The sequence below is a fragment of the Magnetospirillum sp. ME-1 genome (genome assembly GCF_002105535.1).
Classification (GTDB): domain Bacteria; phylum Pseudomonadota; class Alphaproteobacteria; order Rhodospirillales; family Magnetospirillaceae; genus Phaeospirillum.
Map to the genome: position 1 here is coordinate 4,123,118 of NZ_CP015848.1, position 24,706 is coordinate 4,147,823.

Consider the following 24,706-nt stretch of genomic DNA (forward strand, 5'->3'; position numbering starts at 1 on the left):
ATTCTGATGACCTCGTCATCCTGCGGTGCTAGAATTTTTTGCGAACATCGGGGTGTCCGTGTCCTCTCTTTTGCTCCAAATTTGCTCCAATGCGAGCGGGAACTAGAGAGGATTGGAGAGGACTCGACAGGACGGAATTTGGCAGGTTTTCTGGGGTTTGCCCGGCAAATTGGCTCTGGTCAAGGGGATAAGCTTCGGGCTCATAACCTGAAGGTCGCAGGTTCAAATCCTGCCCCCGCAACCATTGACCGCGAAACTCGCCGCAGCCCCCAAGGCTGCGGCGTTTTCGTTTGTGGCCGCCCGTAGCAATTCTAGGATCTGCCCCTCAAGCCGCACCACATGGTCGCCGGCATCCTCGTCCCAATGGACCACGATTCGGTCGATCAGGTTGCGGACGGCATCGGCCGCTTCCAACCGGCTGTCGGGCTGATTGAGCGAGGTGACCAGCGCGTCCACCTGGGCGGCGTAGGTCTCGGCCAGATCGTCGGGGATGATGGGCGCCGCCTGGCTGGCGGATTGGACATCGCGGGCGAGCTTGTCCTTGCGCGCCTCCAGCGTCTCCAGTTCGGCCTTGGTGGTGGCGGTGAAGATGCCGGCCTTGATCGCCGTCATGATATTGGCGATCTCCTTCTCGGTCTGGGCCTGGGACGCGCGCAGTCGGGCCAGGGTCTCCTGGCGGCTGGCGTCCTGGTCACGCTGGTGGATCTGGTAGCGCCGGATGAAGTCGGCCACCGCCTCGGGCTGCATCAGGTGATGGCGCAGGCCATCCAGGACGATGCGCTCCAGCTTCTCCATGCTGATGCCGGGAATGCCCTTGCAGACGGACTTGCCCTTGCTCTTGTTGGAGGAGCAGAACAGCCGCTTGGGCTTGGACCCACCGATATTCATGGTGCCGCCACAGCAGCCGCAGCGTGTCAGGCCGGAGAGCAGGTAGGTGGGGCGCCGGTTGGTGCGATTGGCTCCGCCGGCATCCTCGCCTTCAATCCGGTTGGCATCCCGGCGGGCATCGAGCTTGGCCTGGCGGTCCTTCACCGCCTGCCACAGCGCGTCATCGACGATGCGCAAATGTGGCACCGGGACGATCTTCCATTCGCTCTCGGGATTGAGGCGGCTCTCGCGCTTCTTGGTGCCCGGTACGTTGATGTAGCGCAGCTTGTTCCAGACCCGGCGCCCGACATACAGCTCGTTGTTCAGGATGCCAACGCCACGATCCCGGTTGCCGTTGACGGTTGTGGCCTGCCAGACCCTCGGCTTGCCATTATGATCCAGCGGTCCCTTGACCATGGGCGGGGCCACGCCTTCAGCATTGAGGGTATCGACAATGGCGAAGGGGGAGAGGCCGCGCGCATACTCGGTGAAGATGCGGCGGATGATCGCCGCCTCCTCCGGCACGATCTCCAACTCCCCGGTCATGGGCTGGCCGTTGGGATGCTTGGGCACCCGGTAACCGTAGGACCGTCCCCCCGCCGATTTGCCATCATTGATGACGGAACTCAGTCCCCGGTGGGTGCCGTCGGACAGGCTGTCCAGGAAGCTGGCGTTGATCGCCCCATACATGGCCACATGCATGCGGCTGATCTCGCCCTCCTGCATGGTGTGCAGTTTGACATCATGGTAGAGGCAGGCATCGTAGAAGTCGCCGAGGGTGCCCTGGCGCCGAGTCAGGCGGCTCAGGGACTCGGCAAGGATGACATCAATCTCGCGGTGCTCCACAGCGGCCTGCAGGGCCATGTAGCCGGGGCGTTTGTCATCCTTGCCCGAGATCGCCTCATCGGTGAACCGATGCACCACCGTCCAGCCATTGGCCGTCGCCCGCTCCTCGCATTGGCGCAGTTGATCCTCGGCGCTCGAGGCATTCTGGCGCGAGCTGCTGAACCGTCCATACAGGGCGGCGCGGGGCGACAACTTGGCAGGGATCGTCATGGCGTTTTCTTCCTCGGGCGAGGCTTCCGCGTATCTGCGGACCGTGACGTACCACCATCGGACTGAACCGGCGCTGTAGCAACTGGATCTTTGGGGGTATCGGGTAATGGCGCCGCCATCTTCCGGCGGGATGGCTTCGCCTCTGCCGCCTTGCCTCCCTTGGTGATCTTCGGCGCCTTCACCGTCTTCTTGGGCTCAGGGGCTGGCTCGGGGGCGGGCTGGGCAGGGGCCTTGGTCGCCTTTTTCTTCTTCGCCTCGGTTGGCGCCGGTTTTGTCATTTCCTCCGACGGTGCGGCGGGCGGCTTGTCAGTATCGGTAGCCGGAACCGGATCGGCGGCAATGACCGTGTCGGCGTTTTCGGATGTATCGATTGGCGCCGCGACAGCGCTGCGGTAGACGGTTCCCCTTGTCCCACTGTGAGCCGACGAAATGACGAGGGCGCCGCTGGCGACGAGTTGGTCAATGGCATCTCTGGTTGGCCGGTCACCCCGCCCTCGCATTTTCGTGATGTGCGGTCGAATTGATTTGATCTCTGCCGGTACCCCGCTGGCCTCCAATTTTTGGACGGCCGCCATGATCTCCTCGGCAAGCGGCGGCAGGGATTGCGCGGTGATATCAGCATTTTTCTTTTTGTCAGTCGTCTTGTCCTTAGGGGGCGGCTCCGTCGTCTTCGTGGGAAAGAGGCCAAGCTTCTGGCCGTCGGCGGCCTCCTGCTCGACAAATTGAAGCCATCTGGGCTTGGGTTCCGCGCCTTCGCGCTGCTTGGTGACACGAAGTTCGGCAATCATGTCATTGTTGCGGGGAGCGAGGTACAGAACCGTATCCATGCCGGCTTCGAGGGCGGACGATCCGCGTGCGCCCAGGATGTTATTGACGTTGCCCTTGCCCTCATGATGGATCAGCAGAATTGAGCATTTCAGGCGGCTGATGATTTTGAGGCAGCCGCGCACGAAGCGTTGCATATCGGTGGTCTCATTCTCCGAGCCACTCATGAATGCCGCCAGCGGGTCGATCACCAGCAGGGCCAGGGGGCGTTCCTTGGGAAATTCGGCCTCGAGCATTTTGATCAGCTCGTTATTGCCGCGCCGCTCCGGATCGGGGCTGTTGTCCACGTCCAGCAGAAAATCGGCCTGGGTGAACTGCAGCCAGTGAATTTTGCCATCGTCGGTAAAGGGTTCGCCCTTGATCAGATCGGGCTTGCCTGCATGATGAAGCCATCCCATCAGACGTCGCTTCAGTCCGTCAGGGCGCTCGGCGAGCAAATAGGCCACCCGACCTCGGGTGACAGCCTGTTCCTGCCATGCTCGTCCCATGGCGATGCTGCACGCCCAGTCCAGCGCCAGGAAGGTCTTGCCCTGGCCGCGCTTCCCATACAGGCATGTGAGGCTCTTGGCCGGGACGTAGTCGCCGATCAGCCAGCTCGGCATCTCATGCGGCAGCTTTGAGAAATGCAGCCACGGCGAGGCGGGGGTGTCGGCCACGATGCGGGCTCCAGTTTGTGTGTATTTTTTGTTTGCCTTTATAGTCTTTGACATCACTAAAAACAAGACAAGGACAGGTTATGGCCCCCGGCCCTTGGCCGGGGTGCCCTCCATCCCATGCGTGCGCGCAGGCGCGGGCGCTGGATTGAGGCCCGTCTCTCGGATCCAAGCTTGGCGACGGGCCGACTCATGATGCCCGATCCCGTGGAACACCGGATCGGGCCAGATGCGCACATGTGCGCATGAAAGAGGGGAGCCGGGCGCGTCTCGGCCCCCTGGCGGAATGCCGATCCGCGCCCTAGGGAAAGGGAAGGCGCATCTCGGTCCAGCCCGGAGGTGACCGCGACGCGCAAAGCAGGAAGAAGAGAGGCGATGGCCTCTCCTGGCGGAATGCGAAGAAGAGCCCGGAGGAAGGGAAAGAGGCGAGGACGCTCGGCGGCAGGTTGGGGGCCGAACCTGCCGCACGGAGCGCCCCGAAGGGAAGCGAAGGCGGACAGGGAAACCTCGGAGAAAGACCGATGAAGCGCTCCAAGACCATTCAAGCCGCCAACGAGAACCAGCCCGGTGCCCGAGCAGTCGTACTGCTGGCCCCTGTCATCGACATTCTGGCTCGGCAGGCGGCGCGGATGGCTAGGCCGGCGAACGACAATCGCCGGGCGGACGCTTCGGCCGAACTCCCCAACGCAGGAGAATAGTCATGAATCGCAATTTCCGCCGCACCTTCGTCGCCGTCGCCCAGGCCGTCCTCCGGCGTGTCGGGCTCATTTCGAAGAATGCCAAAATCGTCGTCAAGCGGCCGAGTGGCTCGACTGCCGGCGTGTATTTGGTCAACGGCAAGTCCCGTGTCTTCGTCGGGCATTTGTGCCCCGAGCAAGCAGCCGGTGTCGGAATCGCTGCTGGCGACCGTCTCTCTGTCGAGCAGCTGGGCGACGATTTCGTCCTGCGGCATGCGGCCAAGGGCGGGACGACCGTCGTGGCGACCAAGACCAGCCTCACGGTCAGGGCGTCTGCGCCCAGTGCGTCTCTCGCCAAGGCGGCTCCGATTTCCTTGGTCAAGCAGAAGGATGGCTCTGTCCTCGTGCGGCGGAAGGCGCTGGCGGCGGCCAACGACAACGGCACGGCGGATACGGACGTCGGCCAGGTTTTCGACGTCGGCTACATCAGCAACTTCACGAGCCTGCTGGGGCGCGCCGGGGAGAAGCGCCTGAAATTCCTGGCGGCGAACCTCAACATGCAGCAGCAGATGGCCACGACCTCGGCCGGAGACCAGTGCTTCACGGCGAGGTTCTTCATCGACCTCGTGCTTCGCGCGACCCGCCGGGAGAAGTTCGACATCGACTGCTGCTCCATGCAGAGTGATGGCCGCTACGACCTGGGGCTTGCCCCCGCCATCGTCGCGGCGGCGACCGTGCCGTCGCCGCTCAATCCCCAGGAGCAGGTTCCCGTCGTCGGAGCGGTTCCGGCCAAGCGGCACATGACCAAGAACGACAGCGCGTTTGGCTCGCTGCTGCTTCCGTGGTTCGGCGAGTACATCTGGCTGAACCCGCCGTACACCAATCGGCTCTGGGCGGTGTTCCTCGAGAAGGCACAGCGAGAGATTGAGTCTGGTCGAGCTGGTACTATCATAGCGCTTGTGCCGATGGATACCTACGGGTCGCATATCCGCCACATGTATGGTCCTGATGCCTACCGCATCGAGCTTTCGGCCAAGGTGCCGTTCTTCATGCCTCGCCGGGTGCGGCCCAACGGCGCCATCGACCGGAATGTCGTCGAGACCATCAAGGGCAATTCGCTCGTGGTGTTCGGCAAGGGCGCCAAGACCCGCGACTTCCTGCTCCGGTTGCTCGATGAGCTGCTGGCCTTCGGCTTCATCACCGAGGAGCAGGCCGCCCGCCACCGCATGGAATACGCCGTGTGGCCGAACCTGCAACAGGCGGCGTGAGAGAGGGGGCCGGGGCGAAAGCCCCGGCCCTTTCTCCATGGAGCCCGACGATCCGTCGGGAAAGGGGGGGCGGTGGCCCGGCGCGCCGATGGCGAGCGCGCCGGAGCCCCTCGAGGGTGAAGGAGAGATGGACGGGACTGGCCCGGCCACAGGCGCGAACAGGAGACAATCCCATGCGCTTTCCGACCCTCAGCAGCATCATCGCCGTCCTGACGTTTTGGAAACGTTCCACCGATAAGGCCGGTGTCAAACCGGAGCAGGCCACCGTTCCGCCTGGCAAGCGGCAGAATGTCAGGCGGAGGACCGGTATTGCCTGGACCACCAAGACGATAAGTCCGGCCAAGGGCTGCACCCAGTGCTCGCCGGAATGTGAGGAATGCTACGCAACCAACTGGGCGGCCAGGCATCAGGCCAAGGGCAGTCGGGGCTACGCTGGCACCGTCAAGGATGGGAAGTTCACCGGTGTCGTCGGCATCGTGGCGGATGAAATCGGGAAGCTCGCCAAGATCAACACCGACTTGGTCTTCGTCAATTCCATGTCGGATACATTCCATGCGAATGTGCCTGATGAAACGGTGAAGGCCATATTCGACGCCATGGCGGCCAATCCCCATGACACCCGCTTCCAAGTGCTGACCAAGCGGGCAGCGCGCATGGCGGCATTCAGCCAGGGCTATGCCATTCCCGACAAGGTCTGGTGCGGAGTCACTGTCGGGTGTCAATCCTCCCTGCACCGGCTCGACCAACTGCGCAAGGTCAAGGCGGCGGTGCGATGGGTTTCGTGCGAGCCGCTGCTGGAGCCCCTCGACCTCACGCCCTGGCTCGCCGATGGCACGTTGTCCTGGGTTGTCGTCGGCGGGGAGTCCGGCCTACGGCATCGGCCGATGGATGCGGCCTGGGTCGAGGATATCCTCGGCCAGTGCCAGCGCCACGGGGTGCCCTTCTTTCTGAAGCAGTGGAGCGGACGGTCTCCGAAGAAGGACACCGAGTATCCGCCGACCATCGACGGTCAGGTCTGGCATCAGTTCCCGGCATGATGATGGAGCCCCGCCAGCGCAAGCTGGCGGGGCTCTGCTCTTGGTTCGCAGGAAGCCGACGGAATGGCGGGCGCCCACCTGGGCGCCCGCCATTCGTATTCCATCCCTGCCTCCGCGTGCCGGGCGTCAGAATGGTATGTCCGTATCGCTGCCCCATTCGGTCTCGGTCACGTCGCCGCCCGCATTGCCGCCCTTCATCGCCGGGCCGAACATCTCCACCAGCATGGTGCCGGGATGATCCGTCGTCGCTTCCTGGAACACCCGCGCCCACAACGCCAGCCGGTCATCCATCCGGGGGGCCAGAGCCTCGGCAAGCTCGGCGGGGACATGGCCGACCTGGGCCAGTTCCGACCACCAGGCGATGGCGTTGGCGTCATGGGGATTGTCGGGCTCGCGCAGGGCGATCAGGATATCGTCCGTGGCGGCGCCGCCCAGCAGAGGGCCATCGTAGAAGGCGGCTCTGGCCACCCGCTCGGTCGGCATCGCCGCCCGAGGCGATGCCGCCAGCCACGCGCGCCCGGCCTCGATGGCCATGGCGCGCTCCAGCCGCTCGTGGGCGCTCATGCCGCCGCTCCTTCCTCGACGGGAGCGGTGTTGTCATTGGAGGCGGGAAGGGGCGCCATGAGTTCCAGCACGAACTCCGCCATGGCGTTGTTGCGGATGCCCCGCACGCCGGAGATCAGATCCCGCTTGGTGGGGCGGTGGCCGATCTTGGCCTGATAGGCTTCGGCCTTGACCACGATATCTTCCAGCTCGGTCAGGTGATACCCGTCCAGCAGGCGCCGGGCGTCGGTCAGGTGCAGGGCCGCCACCCGCATGGCCCAGCCCACGTCCTCGGCGTCGATCCGGTCATCGGCCTTGCCCAGCAGGACATGGTAGATTGCGGCGTATTTGAAGGCGCGCCACATCACGCGGCGGAAGAAACTCGCCGGAATGGCATGGTGCTGCCCGAACAGCTGGCCGAAGCCGGTCTCGTAGGCCGTCTCACCCTCGGCGGTCACCGTGTAGAGGGGATGGAGCGGCAGCGCGGCGATGGCTTGCCACGCAGCGTGCAGCGGGGCCAGGTTGCCCGGCTCCTCCACCCGGTAGATGGGGAATTTGTCGGGTGTACGCTTCGGATCGGCATCGCCGATGACGATGCCGAACCGCTGCATGAAGCCATCCAGCATGCTCTCGGCGGATACGATGCTGGTGAAGGTGTCGAGCACCGTGGTGCCCAGGATGACCAGTGCCGGCTCCTCCACCTCGATGGTGCCCTTGGCGGTGCGTCGGGCCAGCGGCTTACCGTCGTGGACCCTCAGCAGGTATTCCCGCATCTCCTCGGCATAGGATTGGGTCTCCATCCGCCGCAGCACCTGGCCCCATTCGTCCTGCAGCCAGAGGCCGCGATTGTGGGCGGCCAGTTCCTCGATGAAGCGGGCGGAGCTGGTGGTCTCGGGGAACAGCCTCACCGGCATCACCCGGCCCAGTACCGTGGCGGTCTTGGTCTTGCCGGCCCCACTGGGGGCCAGCAGCGTCGTCCACAGATCGGGGCGCAGCCGGGTGCCGGCCACCGCGATCTCGACGCCCAGGTCCAGCAGGTGTGCGGCCAGCATGTGCAGCACCATGAAGGCCGGCAGCTCGAGAGGAAAGTCCGTGGTCCGCTCGAACAGGCCGACCGCACGCTCCAGCAGGCTGCCGGGCGGCATGATGGGCAGGCCTCGCCAGGAACCCGAAGCCGGTTTGGCGGCCATCAGGCCGCGCAAGGCTTCGGTCTGTTCCGGACCCAGCCGTCCCTCACGGATCAGGTCCAGCAGGCTCAACTGCTCCGGCTGAGCCGTCAACGGCTTCGCCTTCCTTGCTCGAGCTTTCTTCGGCATGGTTCTGTCTCCCTCTCTGGCGCGGACGCTTCTGCCCGCTGTCGTCATCTATGCCCCGGTCGGCGGGGATCAAGCCACTGTGGGGGGAAATTTGCCGTCGCCGAGGCCCACCCCCCGTCAGCGTCGGCATCATGGCGTGGAACCCTTGGATTGCTGCGCCTCTCGGGCCGATTTGAGGGCGTCAGCAGGGCGTCTGCAGCCCGTCAGCGCCGGGGGTGGCGGCTGGACCGCCACCCCCATTGGCGTCAGGATCGCCCCGCCTTCCGTTCTGCCCGAGCCGCCTCCCGTTTCGCCCATTTGACCTTTGCCTTCATGGCGGCGTTGCCGTGCCTCACCTGTACCTCCAGGTAGACGACCATCAGCCTCGCCGCCCTTGCTTCGATCTCCTGCCGCCTCTCGGCCCGCCACTGCCGCTCACCGTCGGGCAGGTTCGGTTCGTCGTATACCCGGAGGAGTCCTGAGACGATCAAGATGATCCGGGCGCGTTCCCGCTCGAAGGTTCCGCCGGGAGCGCCGACCAGAACCGCGCCCAATGCCCGGTTCCAGGCGTTCATCCAAGCGTCCATGCTGATGTCTTCGATGTCGTCGTTGGCCATGGTCGTTCCCTCCTGCTGGTTCGCCCGACCGCTCGCCAGGCAGTACCGATTTGGGGCCGGTGCCGACGGAATGGTTCCGGCGGTCAGCAGGTGTACACACGGCGGTAACCTGCCAGAGACCGCGCGGATGCGTCGCCGAGGCCCACCCCCCGTCAGCGTCAGCGCCACGGCGTGGAACCCTTGGATTACCGCGCCTCTCGGGCCGATTTTGGGGCGTCAGCAGGGCGTCTGCAGCCCGTCTGCAGTCCGTCTGCACGGAAGGCCAGGGGATCGGCGTCGCCGCCCCCTGGCCGCTCTCGTCACGGTGCGCCGTGGCGCTCACCATCGCACCACGGACCGCGCTCCCCGCTTCAGGGCTGCCTCGACCTGTGGCGGGGTGACGCCGATCCCAAGGGCGTGCCAGCACGCCATGGAACGACGTTCCCGTGCTTCCATTTCCACCTTTCGTGCCTCGCCCAACCCACGCCGAGGTTTGGGGCGCTTTTCCAACTTGTCGATGGTATAGCGGATCTGCTCCAGGGCCATTTCCGCCGCTTCCAGGAACCGGATGGCCTGGGCGCGTTCGAGCGGGGTTGATTCCAGTACAAGGATTTCCTCGCTGATGATGTCATCGGCTTTTTCGCTGCCTTCCATGGTGCTCTCCTTTCGGTCTGGCCTGACCGCTTGCCAGGCAGAACCGATTTGGGTTCGGTGCTGACGGAATGGTTCCGGCGGTCAGCGGATGCACACACGGCGGTAACCAGCCGAAGGCCGCGCGGGCGTGTCGCCGAGGCCCACCCCCCGTCAGCGTCGGCACTTCGCGCCGAACCCTTGGCACGCCGCGCCTTTCGGGGCGATCCAGGGGCGTCTACAGCGCGTCTGCAGCCCGTCGGCGCCGGGAGCGGTGGGGAACGGACCAGCCGCAGCGACCACCAGAAGTCTGGCGGAGGCTGGCCCGTTATCCACGGCTCCTTTTTGGGGTCCAGGGGCTCGCCCCGGCCTACGGTCGGCTTTCCCAACGGGAAACCCGACGGCGTGGGTGCATTCCCTTTCGGGAAAGCTGCGTTTTTCCGCCCTTTGCCCCTTTCCTTTTCGATTTTTCGCTCGATGTCGACGGCGGGGCAATTCCGGGCGGAGGGCATCATGGACAGCGCGACCAACGACAACGATGACGGCAAGGGGCCGTTCTGCATCCTGCGCCATGGGCGGAAGTCGCACACCTGGGGAGAACTGCGCCAGGCCAGCCAGCACACCGTGCGCGATCCCACCGTGTCCTGGCTGGGCGACAACATTGATCCGACCCGGTCGCCTCTGAACGAGGTGCTGGTGGGAACCGGCGATGTGGTGGAGGACGTGCGGGTGCGCTTGACCGCCGTCGGCCTGACGCCGAAGGCGGGGCAGGTAGTGGCGCGCGAGCTTCTGCTTTCTGCCTCCCATGCCCATTTCGCCGGCCTCGGCCAGACCGGGCGGGACGGGGATTGGGATCAGGACCGGCTGACCGCCTGGAAGACTGCCACGGTGGATTTCCTGAAGGGGGAGTTCGGCGACAATCTGGTCACCGTCAGCCTCCATCTTGATGAGTCGGTGCCCCATGCCCATTGCTGGGTGACAACGGCGGTCAATGTGGAGAAGAAGAGCCGGGGCCGTCCCCGCAAGGACGGCACACGGCCTGCCGCCGTCATGGGCTGGACGCTGAACCATGATCGGGTGATTGGCTCAGGCAAGGACGCTTTCGGCAATCGCCAGGACCGCTATGCCGATGCCATGGCACCCCTGGGGCTCAAGCGGGGTCAGCGCCACAGCAAGGCCCATCATCAGCCGATCCGGGAATTCTATGCTCAACTGCCGGCCAAATTGGCCGCTGCAGAGGCGGAATACGAAGCCGCGCGCGAATTCCGCATCAAGGCCGAACAAGACGCCATCCGCGCCGATATCCTGCGCCAGGCAGGTGAGATGGCCACCCAAAAGGCGCGGCAGGCCCAAGTGGCGGCGGAGCGGTCCCGACAGGCTGCCGAGGTCCGCCAGCGCGAGGTCGAAGAGGTGTTGGCTCGCGCCAGCCTGATCGAACAGGACCAGCGAGCCGCCCTGGCCGTCGTCCATAATGAAAAGTTGGTTCTGGCCGATGACAAAGCCCGCATGGCGGAATTTATGGAGCGGCAGGGCCAGGCCGCCGCATTTGAACAATACCGCGCCGACAGTTTGGCAGTTGCCAATCTGCGCAATGGCAAAGGCAAGGAGTGGGAGGCGTATGAAAAATCATTGCGGACCTATGCCGACGATCTGAAACGGCATGGCGCCTGGCGCGATGCCATGACCCGTCGCGCCGACAAGCCGTTGCGCTTCCTGCTGGAGGCCGGTGCTCAGGCGCTGGGCCACACCTCCATTGCGGTCAACCCGGCCCGCTTCGTCAGTGACGGGATACGAGCCTGGCTTCGCCTTGTCGGCGGTGAGGAACTGGTCCGGCTCCATCGCATCGTCGTCGGCTGGATGCGCGAGATCTGGGCGGTGGCCACAGAGATCGTTATCGAGCCGAGGCATCGGGAGAGGGAATGGGAGCGGTAACCTCAATAACCGCTCAACGTCTAAGAAGTACCCTAGATTCACCCGTGGGACGGAGCCCAGCAATCTTGGCGAGGTTTGACGGATGAGGTCACCTCCTCGTGCCTCTACACTGCAGCGCGGAAATTCTGCATCAAATCAAGGATGCTTGAAGTCCGGGCAAGGTAAGCATCAGCGTCCAGAGCTGTTCTGATAAGATCGAGGACTTCGCGACCTGCGTCGCCGATGGCCATGTGAAGCTTATGCGTTAACATAACCATGGCGATGGCGGCCTGTATGGGGCTGTGGAGTGCGTCGATATTCGCGCGGAAGTCGTCGTAATCAATGGTGAGTTCCCCGTCTTGCCAGGATGACGCGGAATCGAACAAGCGACAGACGACGCTGTCATCCGGGATTAACGATGAGGGACGGTCGGCAAAGAGGGATTGGGGGTCAAGTGCCTCGACTTGATCGCCGAGACCAATGACGACCTCAAGCGTCAAAGCTGCGGCAGCCTGTTTATTGAATATTTCACCGATTTCGCCGACGAGCTGGCTGACTGCTTCTCTTAATACTGCGTTGCCGCCCATTTTCTCCTCAGCCTTCTCACGCCAGATGGACAACGGCCATATTATTCGAGAAAATCATAATGGCCACCAAATTGCGGGTCTGATAGCTCGCCGCCTTCTCGCCTTCGTCCGGTCGGCATTCCGCCGAGGGTTCAGCTCATCTTGGCGCTCTCCGTCAACGATCTCCCCTCGTGTTCGTGGTAGTGTCGCCGTTTGGCTACGCATATAGGATGAATTTATTTCCCGTGATATAACGCCAATACGTGAATGAAGGTGCTGGGGTTGTGATATGGCGGAAGAGAGCTTGCTTGACTGGGCCAATAAACAGCCGGGATGGGCGCGCGATGCCCTGAGGCGTCATGCCGTGTCAGCCACTCATGCGTTAAGCGAAGGTGACAAGGCGGAGATTCTTGTCCGTGTCCGCCACCATGCCGGATTTACTGGTGACGTTCCTCCGCTATGTACCCCTTTGATGGCAGCGCATCTAGGCACCGCCAATGGTTCTGATCCAAGAACCTTGCTGTGTTCGTTCGGTCCGGTTCAAAATCTCAACCGCCTCGCCGCCGGCCAGAAATTGCAATTTGCCCTCGACGGGCTGACCGCCATCTATGGTGACAACGGCAGTGGCAAGAGCGGGTATGCCCGCATCGCAAAAAAGCTCTGCCGCAGCCTGACATCGGCTGATCTCCTCGGCAATGTGTTCGAGCCCGGGACAAAGCCACCGGCCGCCGTGACGGTGCGCTACCAGAAGGTCGGCGATCAGCAGGTCACGGAGACCGTCTGGACGGACGGCAACGCGCCACCAACGGAGCTTTCGCAGATATCAGTTTTCGATACGCAAAACGCGCGTCTCTACGTGGACCAGGAAAACCGTATCAGCTTCCTTCCCAGCGACATCGCCTTGCTCCAGCGCCACAGCGAGCACTGCGCGGAAATGGATGCGGCATTTCAGAAGGAAATTACGGCGGTCGAAAAACGCGTCAAGGTCCCCTTGCCAGCCGGCTACACGCCCAACGGAGATGCTGCAAAGCTGCTTGCACGCCTCGACCCGAAATCAAAGCAACCTCTCCCGACAGCCGACGAAATTAAGGTCAATGCCCAATGGGCAGATGCCGACTTAGCGGAGATGCAGCAGCTTGAAGGCGCCTTGGCAAACGATCCGGCGGTGTTGGCCGCGCGGTCCCGCCGGGCAAAAGCAGCCCTTGAGTCCTGCTCGGTTGCGATTTCGGCCATCGAACTTGGGCTATCGACCGACATCGGGTCGGCGCTCGAAGGCTTGCGGACGCACGAGCGCCTTGCTGCTGATGCCGCGTCCCTTGCTGCGTCGGACCAGTTCGCGTCCGAACCGTTGGAGGGCGTTGGTCTTCCAGTTTGGCGTTTGATGTACGACTACGCCAAGGCATATGCCACCAGCCTTCAGCCTGACCAGGACAGGCTGCCCGATGGCGAAGGCGATCTTTGCGTTCTTTGCCAAGAACCCTTGTCGGCGGATGGTTCGGCCCGTGTGCGCGCCTTCAACGATTTCGTCGCGGGCCAGGCTGCCAAGGCCGCAGATGCCGCCCGTGCAGCCCTTGAGCAGGCCGTCGCCAAGGTCCGGGAAGTCCAAATTCCCGCCACCGCTCAGGTGGACCTTGCTCTTGCGGAATTTGGAGGGCTGTCCGAATCCCGTGCCCAACTTGGGAAAGCCCTCGCAAATTATTTCGCTGCGGCACTCGCGCGGCGTAACGCCCTGCTCGAAGCCGTCGGCACGGGCGCGTTCGCTACCGTCCCCACGCTGCTGCCCAGTCCCATTTCTGATATCACAGCCGACATCGCCGCCCTCGAAGCGGAAGCCGTCGCCTTCGATCAGGCCGCCAAGGAAGACGGCAGCCGGGCCGCTGAGCGGGGCAGGCTTGCCGCGTTGCGTGACCGCAAGAAGCTCTCAGATGACCTTGCCACCATTCTTGCGCGCCACGGGGACCTGGAGCAGCTATCTAAGCTCAAGGCGTGCGTTGTTGCCGTGGAAAGGGGGCATATTTCACGGCAGATCACCACGCTGCGCCGTAGCTTAGTCATGGACGACCTGGAACAGCGAATCCTCGCAGAGATCCGAGCTTTCGACCTCACCCACATCCCCTTCGAGGTGAGCGACCGCAGCAAGGATGGTCAGAGCTATTTTGGCGTCGCCCTTCACTCGCCCATAGCGACCGCCAACAACAAGGTGCTGAGCGAGGGGGAGCAAAGGGCACTGGCCCTTGCCTGCTTCCTTGGCGAGGCAGGACGTGACACCGAAAAGCATGGCTTGATCATCGATGACCCAGTGTCGTCGCTCGACCATGTTCGTCTGCGCCGCGTTGCCGTCCGCCTGGTCGAGGAGGCGCGCGCTGGGCGGCAGGTCATCGTGTTCACCCATAACATTCTTTTCTTTAACGAGATGGTCGAGGCGGCGGCAAGGGCCACGCCCCAGGTTCCGGTTCTCAGAAATTTCATCAGCTCGTCGAAGGCATCCGGATTCGGAATAGTGTCGGTAAGCGATGAGCCCTGGCTCCTGTTGTCCGTCAACAAGCGCATCGCCAAATTGCGTGAGCGCCTGAAGGATTTCTCTGTGATATCGGATTTCAACACCGAGGAATGGCGCGCCAAGGCAAAAGACTTCTACACGGATTTACGTGAGACATGGGAGCGTTTGGTCGAGGAAGTCCTCCTTGGGCAGGTCGTCGAAAGGTTCAACACGGACGTCCGCACGCAGAGCCTCAAGGGCGTCGTCGTGGAAGATCAGGACTACAAGACTGTCTTCTGGGCGATGAAACGCGTATCAGAGCGATCGGGCCATGACATGGCGGCCGGACGGGCAATTCCTACGCCGCAGCCCTCTGACATGAAGACAGATCTCGACGCGATCGATAGCTTTAGGTCGGCGACGGACAAGAGAAAGAGGGACGCGAGCACGCGGCGCAAGGCATTGGAAGAGCCGCCTGTCGCCACGGTCGGATAGGGGGGCGGCGTTCCTCGGGTACGCTCCGGCCGCGTCTCACATGTGCTGTGAAATTGGGAGAGGATATGGTCAGAGAAGCTTTGCGTGAACGATTCCTTGCGGCCCTTGCCGCGCGGGGTGGACGAGCGGGAAATATTGGTCTGCGGGATGATCTCAGCTGGCAGGAGGAGACCTATGAACAGGTCAAGGCTGAGCTGCTCGACGAAGGCGTAATTGTTTCCGGCAAAGGGCGCGGTGGATCGGTTGCCATGTCGGAGGCCACACTCTTTGACGCGCTGGGAGTAAGCCCGCCCAAGGCCGCCGCCAAACCCGTCAGCACGAAGCTGGCCGCCGAGCCAAAGTCACCTGAAGCAAGCCGAAATGGAGGTGGGGCCGGCCCGCGCCGCACCTCGGTGATCAAGAAGTCCGATCTCTATTCCTCCCTCTGGGCTTCCTGCGATGAACTGCGTGGCGGCATGGATGCCAGCCAGTACAAGGACTACGTCCTGTTCATGCTGTTCATCAAATACGTCTCGGACAAGTACGCCGATTCCGATGATTTTGCGCCCTCCGTCGTCATCCCCAAGGGGAGCAGCTTCAAGGACATGGTGGCGCTCAAGGGCAAGAGCGACATCGGCGACAAGATCAACACCCAGATCATCCAGCCGCTGATCGAGGCCAACAGCCGCCTAGCACGCAGCGATTTCCCCGATTTCAACGACCCCAACAAGCTGGGCGAAGGCCAGGCGATGGTCGATCGCCTGAGCAATCTCGTCAGCATCTTCCAGAAGCCCGAACTCGATTTCTCGGCCAATCGTGCCGAGCACGACGACATCCTGGGGGATGCCTACGAATACCTGATGCGGCATTTCGCCTCGGAAAGCGGCAAGAGCAAGGGACAGTTCTACACCCCGTCCGAGGTCAGCCGCGTGATCGCCAAGGTGATCGGCATTTCACCCGAGAACACCAAGGGTGCGACCACTGCCTACGACCCCACCTGCGGCTCCGGCTCGCTGCTGCTGAAAGTGGCGGCTCAATCCGGCAAGCACATCACGCTGGAAGGGCAGGAGAAGGACGTGACCACCGCGGGCCTCGCCCGCATGAACATGATCCTGCACGACTTCCCGACGGCCACCATTCTCTCAGGCAACACGCTGGCCGCACCCAAGTTCAAGAACGGCGAGGATTTGCGCACCTACGACTACGTGGTGGCCAATCCGCCGTTCTCCGACAAGACCTGGAGCACCGGGCTCACCCCCGCCAATGACCCGTTCAAGCGCTTCACCTGGGGAGAGCCGCCCGCCAAGCAGGGCGATTACGCCTACCTCCTGCACATCATCCGTTCGATGAAAGGCGCCGGCAAGGCGGCCTGCATCCTGCCCCATGGCGTGCTGTTCCGTGGCAACGCCGAGGCGATCATCCGCGAGAACCTTGTCCGCTCCGGCATCCTCAAGGGCATCATCGGCCTGCCGGCGAACCTGTTCTACGGCACCGGCATTCCCGCCTGCATCCTGGTGCTCGACAAGGAAAACGCCGCCGGCCGCAAGGGCATCTTCATGATCGATGCCTCCAAGGGCTTCATCAAGGACGGCAACAAGAATCGCCTGCGCGAGCAGGACATCCACAAGATCGTCGATACCTTTGCCAAGCAGGCGGACGTGACCGGCTACGCCCGCATGGTTCCGTTCACCGAGATCGCCGATCCGAAGAACACCTTCAACCTCAATCTGCCGCGCTACATCGACAGCACCGAGCCCGAGGACCTGCAGGATATCGATGGCCATCTGCGCGGCGGCATCCCCGAGCGCGACATCGATGCCCTGTCGGCCTATTGGCGGGTTCTACCAGGCGTGCGCGCCGCCCTGTTCGAGTCCGCCGGGCGCCCCGGCTACGCTCGTCTCAAGCTGGCGCTGCCCGAGGTTAAGCCCGCCATCCTGGGCCACGCCGAATTCGCCGCCTTCACCCAGACGGTGACGACGCTGTTCGCCGACTGGCAGGCCGCAACCACGCCGATCCTGACCAGCTTTGACGAGGGCGGGCACCCCAAGGCGCTGATCGAAACCGTCAGCGAGAGTCTGCTCGCCACGTTCCGGCAGGCGCCGCTGCTGGATGCCTATGACGTATACCAGCACCTGATGGATTTCTGGGGCGAGGTGATGCAGGACGACGCCTACCTGATTGCCGCCGATGGCTGGGTGGCCGAGACCTCCCGCGTCCTGGAAACCGACAAAAAGGGAAAAACCAGGGATAAAGGCTGGACTTGCGACCTGATCCCCAAGCCCTTCATCGTCGCTCGTTACTTTGCGGCTGAGCTGGGCGCCATCGAGGCCAAGGAGGCTGAGTGGGAAGCTGCCACCGCCAGCCTTGCCGAACTGGAGGAGGAGCACGGCGGTGAGGACGGCTTCCTGGGTGCGCTGGACAAGATCGCCAAGGCTGAGGTCAACGCCCGGCTGAAGGAAATCAGGCACGATAAGGAGGCGAAGGACGAGGCCGTCGTTCTCAAACGTTGGCTGGAGCTGTCGGAGAATGAGACGGCGCTGAAGCGTGCGGTGAAGGAACTGGAGGCCGAACTTGACCAATTGGCCTATGACAAATACCCCACGCTCACCGAAGCCGAGATAAAGGCGCTGGTGGTGGACGACAAGTGGATGGCGCACCTATCGGCCGACGTTCAGGACGAGCTTGAACGCGTGTCCCAGAAGCTCACCGGCCGCATCCGGCAACTGGCCGAACGCTACGCCACGCCGCTGCAGCAGCTCACCGACGAGGTGGCAAAGCTCGCCGCCCGCGTCGAGGGTCACCTCAAGCGGATGGGGGCATCATGGAAGTGAGGCCCGGATACAGGCAGACGGACGTCGGGATAATCCCCGAGGAGTGGAATGTCGTCGAGGCTTTTGATCTTGATCCATTTATAACGAGCGGCTCGCGCGGATGGGCGAAGTATTACTCAGATCGTGGTTCATTATTTATGCGGATCACAAATCTCTCGCGAGACTGTATTCATCCTGACCTGACCGACCAAAAATTTGTTGATCTACCAGAAAACGATACGGAGGGGCTTCGCACGGCACTGCAGGACGGAGATATTCTTGTATCAATTACAGCGGATATCGGAATTATTGGGTACATTAACAGGGATGTTCCAAAGCCGGCATACATAAATCAGCACATTGCTTGCTTGCGACTTACTCCGGAGAAAGCAGATCCGCTTTTCCAGAGCTACTATCTTGCCTCATATGTTCCACAAAAGCTCTTCCGTGAAATGACCGATGTCGGAGCTAAAACCGGCATTAATCTGACGACTGTCGGGAAGTTAAAGCTTTTGTGCCCACCTCTTCCCGAACAACGCGCGATCGCCGCCGCCCTTTCCGATGTGGATGCGCTACTGGACGGGCTGGACCAGCTCATCGCCAAGAAGCGCGACCTCAAACAGGCCGCCATGCAGCAACTCCTCACCGGCCAGATCCGGTTGCCAGGTTTCCAAGGCGAGTGGGAGGTGAAGCGGTTGGGGGAAGTCGCCGATATAGATCCTGAGAACCTTACCAGCGATACGCGCCCAGATTTTTCCTTTAACTACATCGCTCTCGAAGATGTGGATCGTGGTACCCTCAGAAGCCATACTGAACTAGTCTTTGCTGTGGCCCCGTCGCGTGCGCGTCGCAAACTCAGACCTGGTGACTTGTTGGTTTCCACCGTGCGCCCGAATCTAAAATCCCATCTCCTGTTTGCCGGTGGGCCTGGGAATTGGATTTGCTCCACAGGATTCTGCGTCGTGCGTTCCCGTCAGGACGTAACCAGTCCTCCTTACCTAATCGCACATTTATTTGCATCCTGTGTAAGCAGGCAGATTGAAGCACTGCTCACGGGGTCCAATTATCCGGCAATCAATAGCCGCGACGTCAGCGCACTGGAAATTCCGATTCCTCCGTTTGCTGAACAATCTGCCATCGCAGCCGTGCTCTCCGATATGGACAAGGAATTGGCAGCTTTGGAACTCCAACGCGAGAAGACGCGCGCCATCAAGCACGCTATGATGCAGGAGTTGCTAACCGGCAAGACTAGGCTCGTCTGACTGTAAGGGGGGAGCATGTCCGAACAACCGCGTTCCGAGCGCCGCACGCAAAACCGCGTAATCGCGCTCTTCACCGATCCGGCGCGGGCAGACGGCCTTGGCTACCGTTACCTGGGCGACTGGTCCAAGCGCGGCAGCAACCGCCCGATCGAGACGGAGATCCTGCGCGACAATCTGGCGGCGCGCGGCTACTCCGCCGCCCATATCGCTGCTGCCCTGCAGAAGTTGGAAACCGCCGCCGATGCCACCGGCATCACGCTGTATCAGGCCAACCTGCGCACCTATCAGCTTCTGCGCTACGGCGTACCGGTGCAGATTGCCGCCGGCCAGGCCCACGAGACCGTGCATCTGATCGACTGGGAGCGAGCGGAGAGGAACGACTTCGCACTGGCCGAGGAGGTGACGCTGAAGGGCGGTTACCAGCGGCGGCCCGACATCGTGCTCTACCTCAACGGCCTTGTCATCGCGGTGATCGAGCTCAAGCGCAGCTCGGTGGAGGTGGCCGACGGGGTGCGCCAGTTGATCACCAACCAGGAAGAGATCTTCAACAAGGGCTTCTTCACCCTGGCGCAGCTCCTGCTGGCCGGCAGTGATTCGCAAGGGCTGCACTACGGCACTATCGGCACACCGGAGCAGTTCTTCGTCGAATGGAAGGACGAGACGGCAACGGGGACCCGAACTGCGCCGGACACCGGCGCTCTGCTCGACAAGCCACTCGCCCAGATGTGCAACAAGGTCCGGTTGCTGGACCTGATACGCAACTTCATCATCTTTGACGCCGGCCAAAAGAAGGTGCCGCGCCAGCACCAGTTCTTCGGGGTCAAGGCAGCGCAGGAACGGGCCGCCAAACATGAGGGCGGTGTCATCTGGCACACCCAGGGCAGCGGCAAGAGCATCCTGATGGTGCTGATTGCCAAATGGCTGCTGGAGCATGATTCCGAGGCGCGCGTCCTTGTCATCACCGACCGCGACGAGCTCGACAAGCAGATCGAGGGGGTGATGAAGAACGCCGGGGTGGTCGGCGCCGAGTCGCCTTCGCCTCGCATCACATCGCGGGCGGAACTGATTCAGAAGTTGGGGGCGGCATCACCGCGTCTGCTGTGCGCCCTGATCCACAAGATCGACCCGTCCGACCTGAAGGGCGAGCCACCGCCTATCCAGGGACGCTTCTTCGTCTTTGTGGACGAGTGCCACCGCTCGCAAGGCGGCGACATGAATAGGCAGATGAAGCGTTGGCTGGAAGGGGCCATCTTCATCGGCTTTACCGGCACCCCGCTTCTGCGCAAAGACCGGATGATGACGCGGGATGTCTTCGGCACCTACATTCACACCTACAAGTTCCCCCAGGCGGTGGCCGACAAGGTGGTGCTGGACCTGAAATACGAGGCCCGTGACGTGCCGCAGCGGCTGACCTCGCAGGCGGCCATTGACCGCTGGTTCGAGCAAAAGACCAAGGCGCTCAACAATTTCCAGAAGGCCGTCCTGCGCAAGCGCTGGGCGACGATGGAGGAGTTGATGAGCGCCGGTGAGCGCAAGCAGCGCATCGTCGCCGACATCATCCAGGACTTCGGCCTCAAGCCTCGTCTGAACGATGATCGCGGCACCGCGATCCTGGTGGCGGCCTCCATCTACGACGCCTGCCACTATTTCCGCCTGTTCCAGAACACCAGCTTCGGCCCCTACTGCGGAATCATCACCTCCTTTGAGCCCAACCACAACGCCATTTCCCGCGAGCCGCCCAACAGCGACGAGCGCTACAAGTTCGATACCTACACCATGCACGTCCTCAAGAACGGACAGACCGTCAAGCAGTACGAGGACGAGACAAAGCGCCGCTTTATCGAAGAGCCGGCGAACATGAAGCTGCTGGTCGTGGTCAGCAAGCTGCTCACCGGCTTCGATGCCCCAAGCTGCACCTACATCTATCTCGACAACGAGCTGCGAGACCACAACCTGTTCCAGGCTATTTGCCGGACCAATCGGCTGGATGGCGCCGACAAGGACTATGGCTATATCGTCGATTACAAGGAGCTGTTCGGTGACGTGCAGCAGGCAATCTCGGTGTACAGCTCGGACGAACTGGACATTGATCAGGGCGGCGGAGGCGACAACAACGTCTACCTCAAGGACTGGCTGAAGGAGGGAAGGGAGCAACTCGACGAAACCCGTGAGGCGCTGCGCTATCTGTGCGAGCCGGTGGCGGCCCCGCGCGAGGTCGAGCAGTTCCTGCACTATTTCTGCGGTAACGCGGCCGACCCCAACGCGCTGACCGACACCGAGGCGCTGAGGGTGTCGTTCTACAAGGCGGTCGCCGCCTTTGTGCGCGCCTATTCCGCCATCGCGCAGAACCTGAGCGAGGCTGGCTACTCCGACGCCGACGCAGCCGATATCCGCAAGGAGGTTGAGTTCTACAGCGAGATCCGTGCCGCCATCAAACGGCACTCGGGGGAGGAACTGGACATCAAGCCCTTTGAGGCGGACATGCGCCACCTCATCAACACCTACATCCAGGCCGATCCCGCCACGGATTTGGGCCAGCTCGGGGCGCTTTCGCTGACCGAACTCATTATCGAGACCGGCATCCACGACGCCATCGCGCGGAAGCTCAACGAGAAAGGCAAGCTCTCCCGGAACGCCATCGCCGAGGCCATCATCAACAACGTGCGGAAGACCATCATCCGCGATCAGTTGACCGACCCTCGCTTCTACGAGGAGATGTCCAAGCTGCTGGGTGACCTCATCCAGCAGAGCCGGGCCGATACCGCTGCCTATGAAGAGTTCCTGCGCCGGGCCGAGGCGTTGGTCAGGCAGTTGGCTGCCAAGCAACCGACCGCCGGTATTCCGGCGGTCCTGCACGGCAAGCCCGAAGCCACGGTGATCTTCAACAACCTGGCCTCGCTGACCGTAACCAGCTTTCAGTGCCCGGCCGATGACGATGATAAGGCCGCCTTGGCCGTGGAGATCGACACGACCGTGCGGGAACGTGCGCCGGCCGGATGGAAAGGCGACCAGGTACGTGAGGCGCAGGTGCTGAATGCGCTGTTCCCGCTCCTTGGTCGCGACCGTCAGGCGACGGCGGCACTGTTCGACATCATCAAGAACCAATCAGGTTATGGGTGATGGAAACCATAGAGCTCGGCGACCTCAGCATCGCGGTGACGCGCAAAGACATCAAGAATGTCCACCTTTCGGTTCACCCGCCGGATGGCCGCGTCACCCTGGCTGTCCCCAGCGTGACTCGCCTGGAGGTTGCTCGCGCATACGCTATCTCCAAACTGCACTGGATTCGCGAGCAACAAAGAAAGCTGGCCGAGCAGGCACGTGAGACGCCACGGCAGTTTGTCACCAGGGAGAGCCATTACCTGTGGGGGCGGCGATACCTCATGACGGTGGAGGGGCGGGACACCAAGCCCTCCGTCAAGCTGGACCACAAGCGGATCGTCTTGACCGTGCGTCCAGGGAGTGATGCGGCGAAGCGGGCCGAGGTCATCCATGACTGGCACAAGGCTTTGCTACATGAAGTTCTGCCGTCCCTGATCAAGAAATGGGAGCGGAAGCTTGACGTCATGGTCAGCGGCTATTTCCTGCAGCGGATGAAGACGAAGTGGGGAAGCTGCAACCATGAGGCCGGGCATATCCGGCTCAATACCGAACTCGTAAAAAAGCCGAAGGATCTACTGGAATACGTGGTCGTCCACGAGATGGCGCATCTGATCGAGCCCACCCACAGTGAACGGTTCATCAGCATCCTCGATATGCAGTTTCCAACGTGGCGCGAGGCCCGTGCGGAACTCAATGAACTGCCATTGGCCGCTGACGTGTGGAATGAGTAAGCGAAACGCACTTGGATGTTCTCGCGTATCGCTGTTTGGGTAAGCGAGGAGGCCTATCCCCGCTGCAAATTTAAGCCGCTTGTGCGATGTTCGCGGCAAATGGTGGCGTGCCCCCGCAACCACTTTTACCGAACTCCGGTACTGACCGAGAACAGCCGCCCCACCAGGGGCGGCTTTCTTCGTTTCCAGGCCCAGCTCGATCATATTGGCGATGTCGCCGATCAGCTCAATCTCGAACCCCTTGCCCTCGGTCGGGCGCACCTCGATCCGCTCGATCAGCGAGCGGATGATCTCGATGGCCTCGGTGCTGCTGGCCGGGTCCGCCAGGGCGTCGTGCAGGCTGGTGACCCTGGTGTGGTACACTTCCGCGAGGTTGGGGTGAAGACGCGGCTGAGGAGCATGCGGCTCGGACAGGCGGCGCTCCAGATCGGCCTTGCGCCGCTCCAGATCGTCCAACTGGGTCTGGAGGCCGGGGGCGCGGAATCCGTCGGCAATAGCGTCTATCAAGCCGGTCAGCTTGCGGCAGACGCTGGCATGGTCGCGCTCCACCAGCACCCGCCCGGATTCGGCCTCGGCCCGCATCTTGTTGGTCTCGGCGATGAAGGCGGACGAGAACTCCTTCACCAGCTCCGGGGCCATCAGCCGGGATTTGAGGGCATCCAGAATCAGTGTCTCGACCACGTTGCGGCGGATGCCCCTGCCGTTCTCGCAGGTGCCCTTGTTGCGGGCGGCGCTACAGGCGAGGTAGTCCTGGCCGATGGTGGCGAGCGATCCGCCACAGCAACCGCAATACGCCTTGCCGGTCAGCAGGTGCTTGGGACGGCGGTCCTTCCAGAACTCCCGTTCACGGGCCTTCTGGGAACGGTCGGATGCACGGATTCCGTCTAGGCGGGCCTGAGCACGATCCCACAAGTCCTGATCGACAATGCGCAGGTGGGGAACGTCGGCGTACTTCCATTCCGATACCGGGTTGGGCCGCGACACCCGCTTGCAGGTGGCGGGGTCTTTGATATACCGCTGCCGGTTCCATACCATGACACCAATATAGAGCTGGTTGCGCAGGATGCCGGTGCCACGTCCCTGGTGGCCCCGGATGGTGGTGTCCTGCCACGCCCCGCCATCAGGGCCGAGGATGCCCTCGGTGTTGAGCGCCTTGGCGATGGCGCGAGGTGAGTGACCGGCGGCGAACATCATGAAGATGCGGATCACGATGGAGGCTTCGGCGGGATCAATGGCACGGTCGCCCCGGATCGGCTCGCCGCGAGCGTCCAACTGATGGACGATACGATAGCCAAAAGCCTTGCCGCCCGCTGACTTGCCCTGGCTGACGCGGCCCTCCAGGCCCCGATGGGTTTTGTCCCCCAGGTCTTTGAGGAACAGGGCGTTCATGGTGCCCTTGAATCCGATCTGGAGTTCGGTGATCGGCCCTTCCGAAGTGGTGAAGAGCTGGACCCCGGCGAAGGTCAGCTGCTTGTAAATGCCAGCAATGTGTTCCTGATCACGGGAGACGCGGTCCAGCGCCTCGGCCACCACCATGTTGATCCGGCCATCCCCCACAGCGGCCATCAATTGTATGAGGCCGGGGCGGTTGTTGTTGGCTCCGCTGATGGCGTAGTCGGTGAACACCTCCACGACAGTGCCGCCCATACGGTCTATGTGGGCGGTGCAGACCCGCACCTGATCGTCGATGCTGGCCTCGCGCTGCATGTCGGTGCTGAAACGGGCGTAGATGGCGACACGGGGAGAAGGGGCCGAAGCCGAAACCAAGGACATGATGACCTCACTGTACGCCCAGGCCACTGGCACAGGCTGTTACGATGAGGCCCCTTTCCATCCTTGGAACTTGGGGCCGAACCAACCTAGAAAAATAGATTCCGTGCCCTCCTTGGCACTTGGAACCTTCCCTTTAGAATACTGAGCCACC

16 protein-coding genes and 1 pseudogene are annotated in these 24,706 nt (G+C 62.5%); 9 read left to right on the forward strand and 8 right to left on the reverse strand.

What is annotated here, in order from left to right; all coding sequences use genetic code 11:
• Window positions 1-222: 222 nt before the first annotated feature.
• Window positions 223-1,923 carry a recombinase family protein gene (locus WV31_RS19260; RefSeq protein ID WP_085375054.1) on the reverse strand — a complete coding sequence of 567 codons (1,701 nt, stop codon included), beginning with the start codon at window positions 1,921-1,923 and terminating at the stop codon, window positions 223-225.
• Complete coding sequence (locus WV31_RS19265; protein WP_168185997.1) at window positions 1,920-3,404, reverse strand: AAA family ATPase; 1,485 nt, start codon at window positions 3,402-3,404, stop codon at window positions 1,920-1,922. The genes WV31_RS19260 and WV31_RS19265 overlap by 4 nt, the downstream gene beginning before the upstream one ends.
• A gap of 518 nt (window positions 3,405-3,922) precedes the next feature.
• Here WV31_RS19265 and WV31_RS22230 point away from each other — a divergent pair.
• The 3 genes from WV31_RS22230 to WV31_RS19275 all read left to right on the forward strand — a co-directional run bounded on the left by WV31_RS22230 (window position 3,923) and on the right by WV31_RS19275 (window position 6,383).
• Entirely contained in the window at window positions 3,923-4,099 is a 177-nt protein-coding gene (locus WV31_RS22230; protein WP_168185998.1) for a hypothetical protein, read from the forward strand.
• A gap of 2 nt (window positions 4,100-4,101) precedes the next feature.
• Window positions 4,102-5,346, forward strand: a complete 1,245-nt coding sequence (locus tag WV31_RS19270; RefSeq protein ID WP_085375056.1) for a hypothetical protein — start codon at window positions 4,102-4,104, stop codon at window positions 5,344-5,346.
• Between the two features lie 173 nt (window positions 5,347-5,519).
• The gene (locus WV31_RS19275; RefSeq protein WP_085375057.1) at window positions 5,520-6,383 is read left to right on the forward strand and encodes a DUF5131 family protein; all 864 of its coding nucleotides are present in this window, start codon (window positions 5,520-5,522) and stop codon (window positions 6,381-6,383) included.
• Between the two features lie 126 nt (window positions 6,384-6,509).
• Here the strand turns inward: WV31_RS19275 and WV31_RS19280 are convergent, their stop codons facing one another.
• The 4 genes from WV31_RS19280 to WV31_RS19295 all read right to left on the reverse strand — a co-directional run bounded on the left by WV31_RS19280 (window position 6,510) and on the right by WV31_RS19295 (window position 9,471).
• Complete coding sequence (locus WV31_RS19280; RefSeq protein WP_085375058.1) at window positions 6,510-6,947, reverse strand: HIRAN domain-containing protein; 438 nt, start codon at window positions 6,945-6,947, stop codon at window positions 6,510-6,512.
• Complete coding sequence (locus tag WV31_RS19285; protein WP_168185999.1) at window positions 6,944-8,242, reverse strand: DUF3987 domain-containing protein; 1,299 nt, start codon at window positions 8,240-8,242, stop codon at window positions 6,944-6,946. Before WV31_RS19285 ends, WV31_RS19280 begins: the two co-directional genes overlap by 4 nt.
• A 245-nt stretch (window positions 8,243-8,487) precedes the next feature.
• Complete coding sequence (locus WV31_RS19290) at window positions 8,488-8,838, reverse strand: hypothetical protein (RefSeq protein WP_085375060.1); 351 nt, start codon at window positions 8,836-8,838, stop codon at window positions 8,488-8,490.
• Window positions 8,839-9,156: 318 nt separating this feature from the next.
• Complete coding sequence (locus WV31_RS19295) at window positions 9,157-9,471, reverse strand: hypothetical protein (RefSeq protein ID WP_085375061.1); 315 nt, start codon at window positions 9,469-9,471, stop codon at window positions 9,157-9,159.
• A 489-nt stretch (window positions 9,472-9,960) separates the two neighbouring features.
• On the opposite strand from WV31_RS19295, the gene WV31_RS19300 reads away from it, so the two are divergent.
• Window positions 9,961-11,379, forward strand: a complete 1,419-nt coding sequence (locus WV31_RS19300) for a plasmid recombination protein (RefSeq protein WP_168186000.1) — start codon at window positions 9,961-9,963, stop codon at window positions 11,377-11,379.
• A gap of 104 nt (window positions 11,380-11,483) precedes the next feature.
• Here the strand turns inward: WV31_RS19300 and WV31_RS19305 are convergent, their stop codons facing one another.
• On the reverse strand, window positions 11,484-11,945 hold the full coding sequence (locus WV31_RS19305) for a hypothetical protein (RefSeq protein WP_145980914.1): 462 nt from the start codon (window positions 11,943-11,945) through the stop codon (window positions 11,484-11,486).
• Window positions 11,946-12,213: 268 nt separating this feature from the next.
• On the opposite strand from WV31_RS19305, the gene WV31_RS19310 reads away from it, so the two are divergent.
• The 5 genes from WV31_RS19310 to WV31_RS19330 all read left to right on the forward strand — a co-directional run bounded on the left by WV31_RS19310 (window position 12,214) and on the right by WV31_RS19330 (window position 22,782).
• On the forward strand, window positions 12,214-14,898 hold the full coding sequence (locus tag WV31_RS19310) for an AAA family ATPase (protein ID WP_085375064.1): 2,685 nt from the start codon (window positions 12,214-12,216) through the stop codon (window positions 14,896-14,898).
• 248 nt (window positions 14,899-15,146) lie between these two features.
• Window positions 15,147-17,708 carry an HsdM family class I SAM-dependent methyltransferase gene (locus WV31_RS19315; protein WP_206072560.1) on the forward strand — a complete coding sequence of 854 codons (2,562 nt, stop codon included), beginning with the start codon at window positions 15,147-15,149 and terminating at the stop codon, window positions 17,706-17,708.
• Window positions 17,699-18,949 carry a restriction endonuclease subunit S gene (locus WV31_RS19320; protein WP_085375066.1) on the forward strand — a complete coding sequence of 417 codons (1,251 nt, stop codon included), beginning with the start codon at window positions 17,699-17,701 and terminating at the stop codon, window positions 18,947-18,949. Before WV31_RS19315 ends, WV31_RS19320 begins: the two co-directional genes overlap by 10 nt.
• A gap of 15 nt (window positions 18,950-18,964) precedes the next feature.
• Window positions 18,965-22,069 (forward strand): type I restriction endonuclease subunit R, encoded by a 3,105-nt coding sequence (locus WV31_RS19325; RefSeq protein ID WP_085375067.1) that lies wholly within the window; start codon window positions 18,965-18,967, stop codon window positions 22,067-22,069.
• On the forward strand, window positions 22,069-22,782 hold the full coding sequence (locus WV31_RS19330; protein ID WP_206072561.1) for a YgjP family zinc-dependent metalloprotease: 714 nt from the start codon (window positions 22,069-22,071) through the stop codon (window positions 22,780-22,782). Before WV31_RS19325 ends, WV31_RS19330 begins: the two co-directional genes overlap by 1 nt.
• Before the next feature lie 660 nt (window positions 22,783-23,442).
• On the opposite strand, the pseudogene WV31_RS22850 reads toward WV31_RS19330, so the two are convergent.
• Window positions 23,443-24,555: pseudogene (locus WV31_RS22850) on the reverse strand (recombinase family protein); the annotation flags it as partial.
• Window positions 24,556-24,706: the final 151 nt, after the last annotated feature.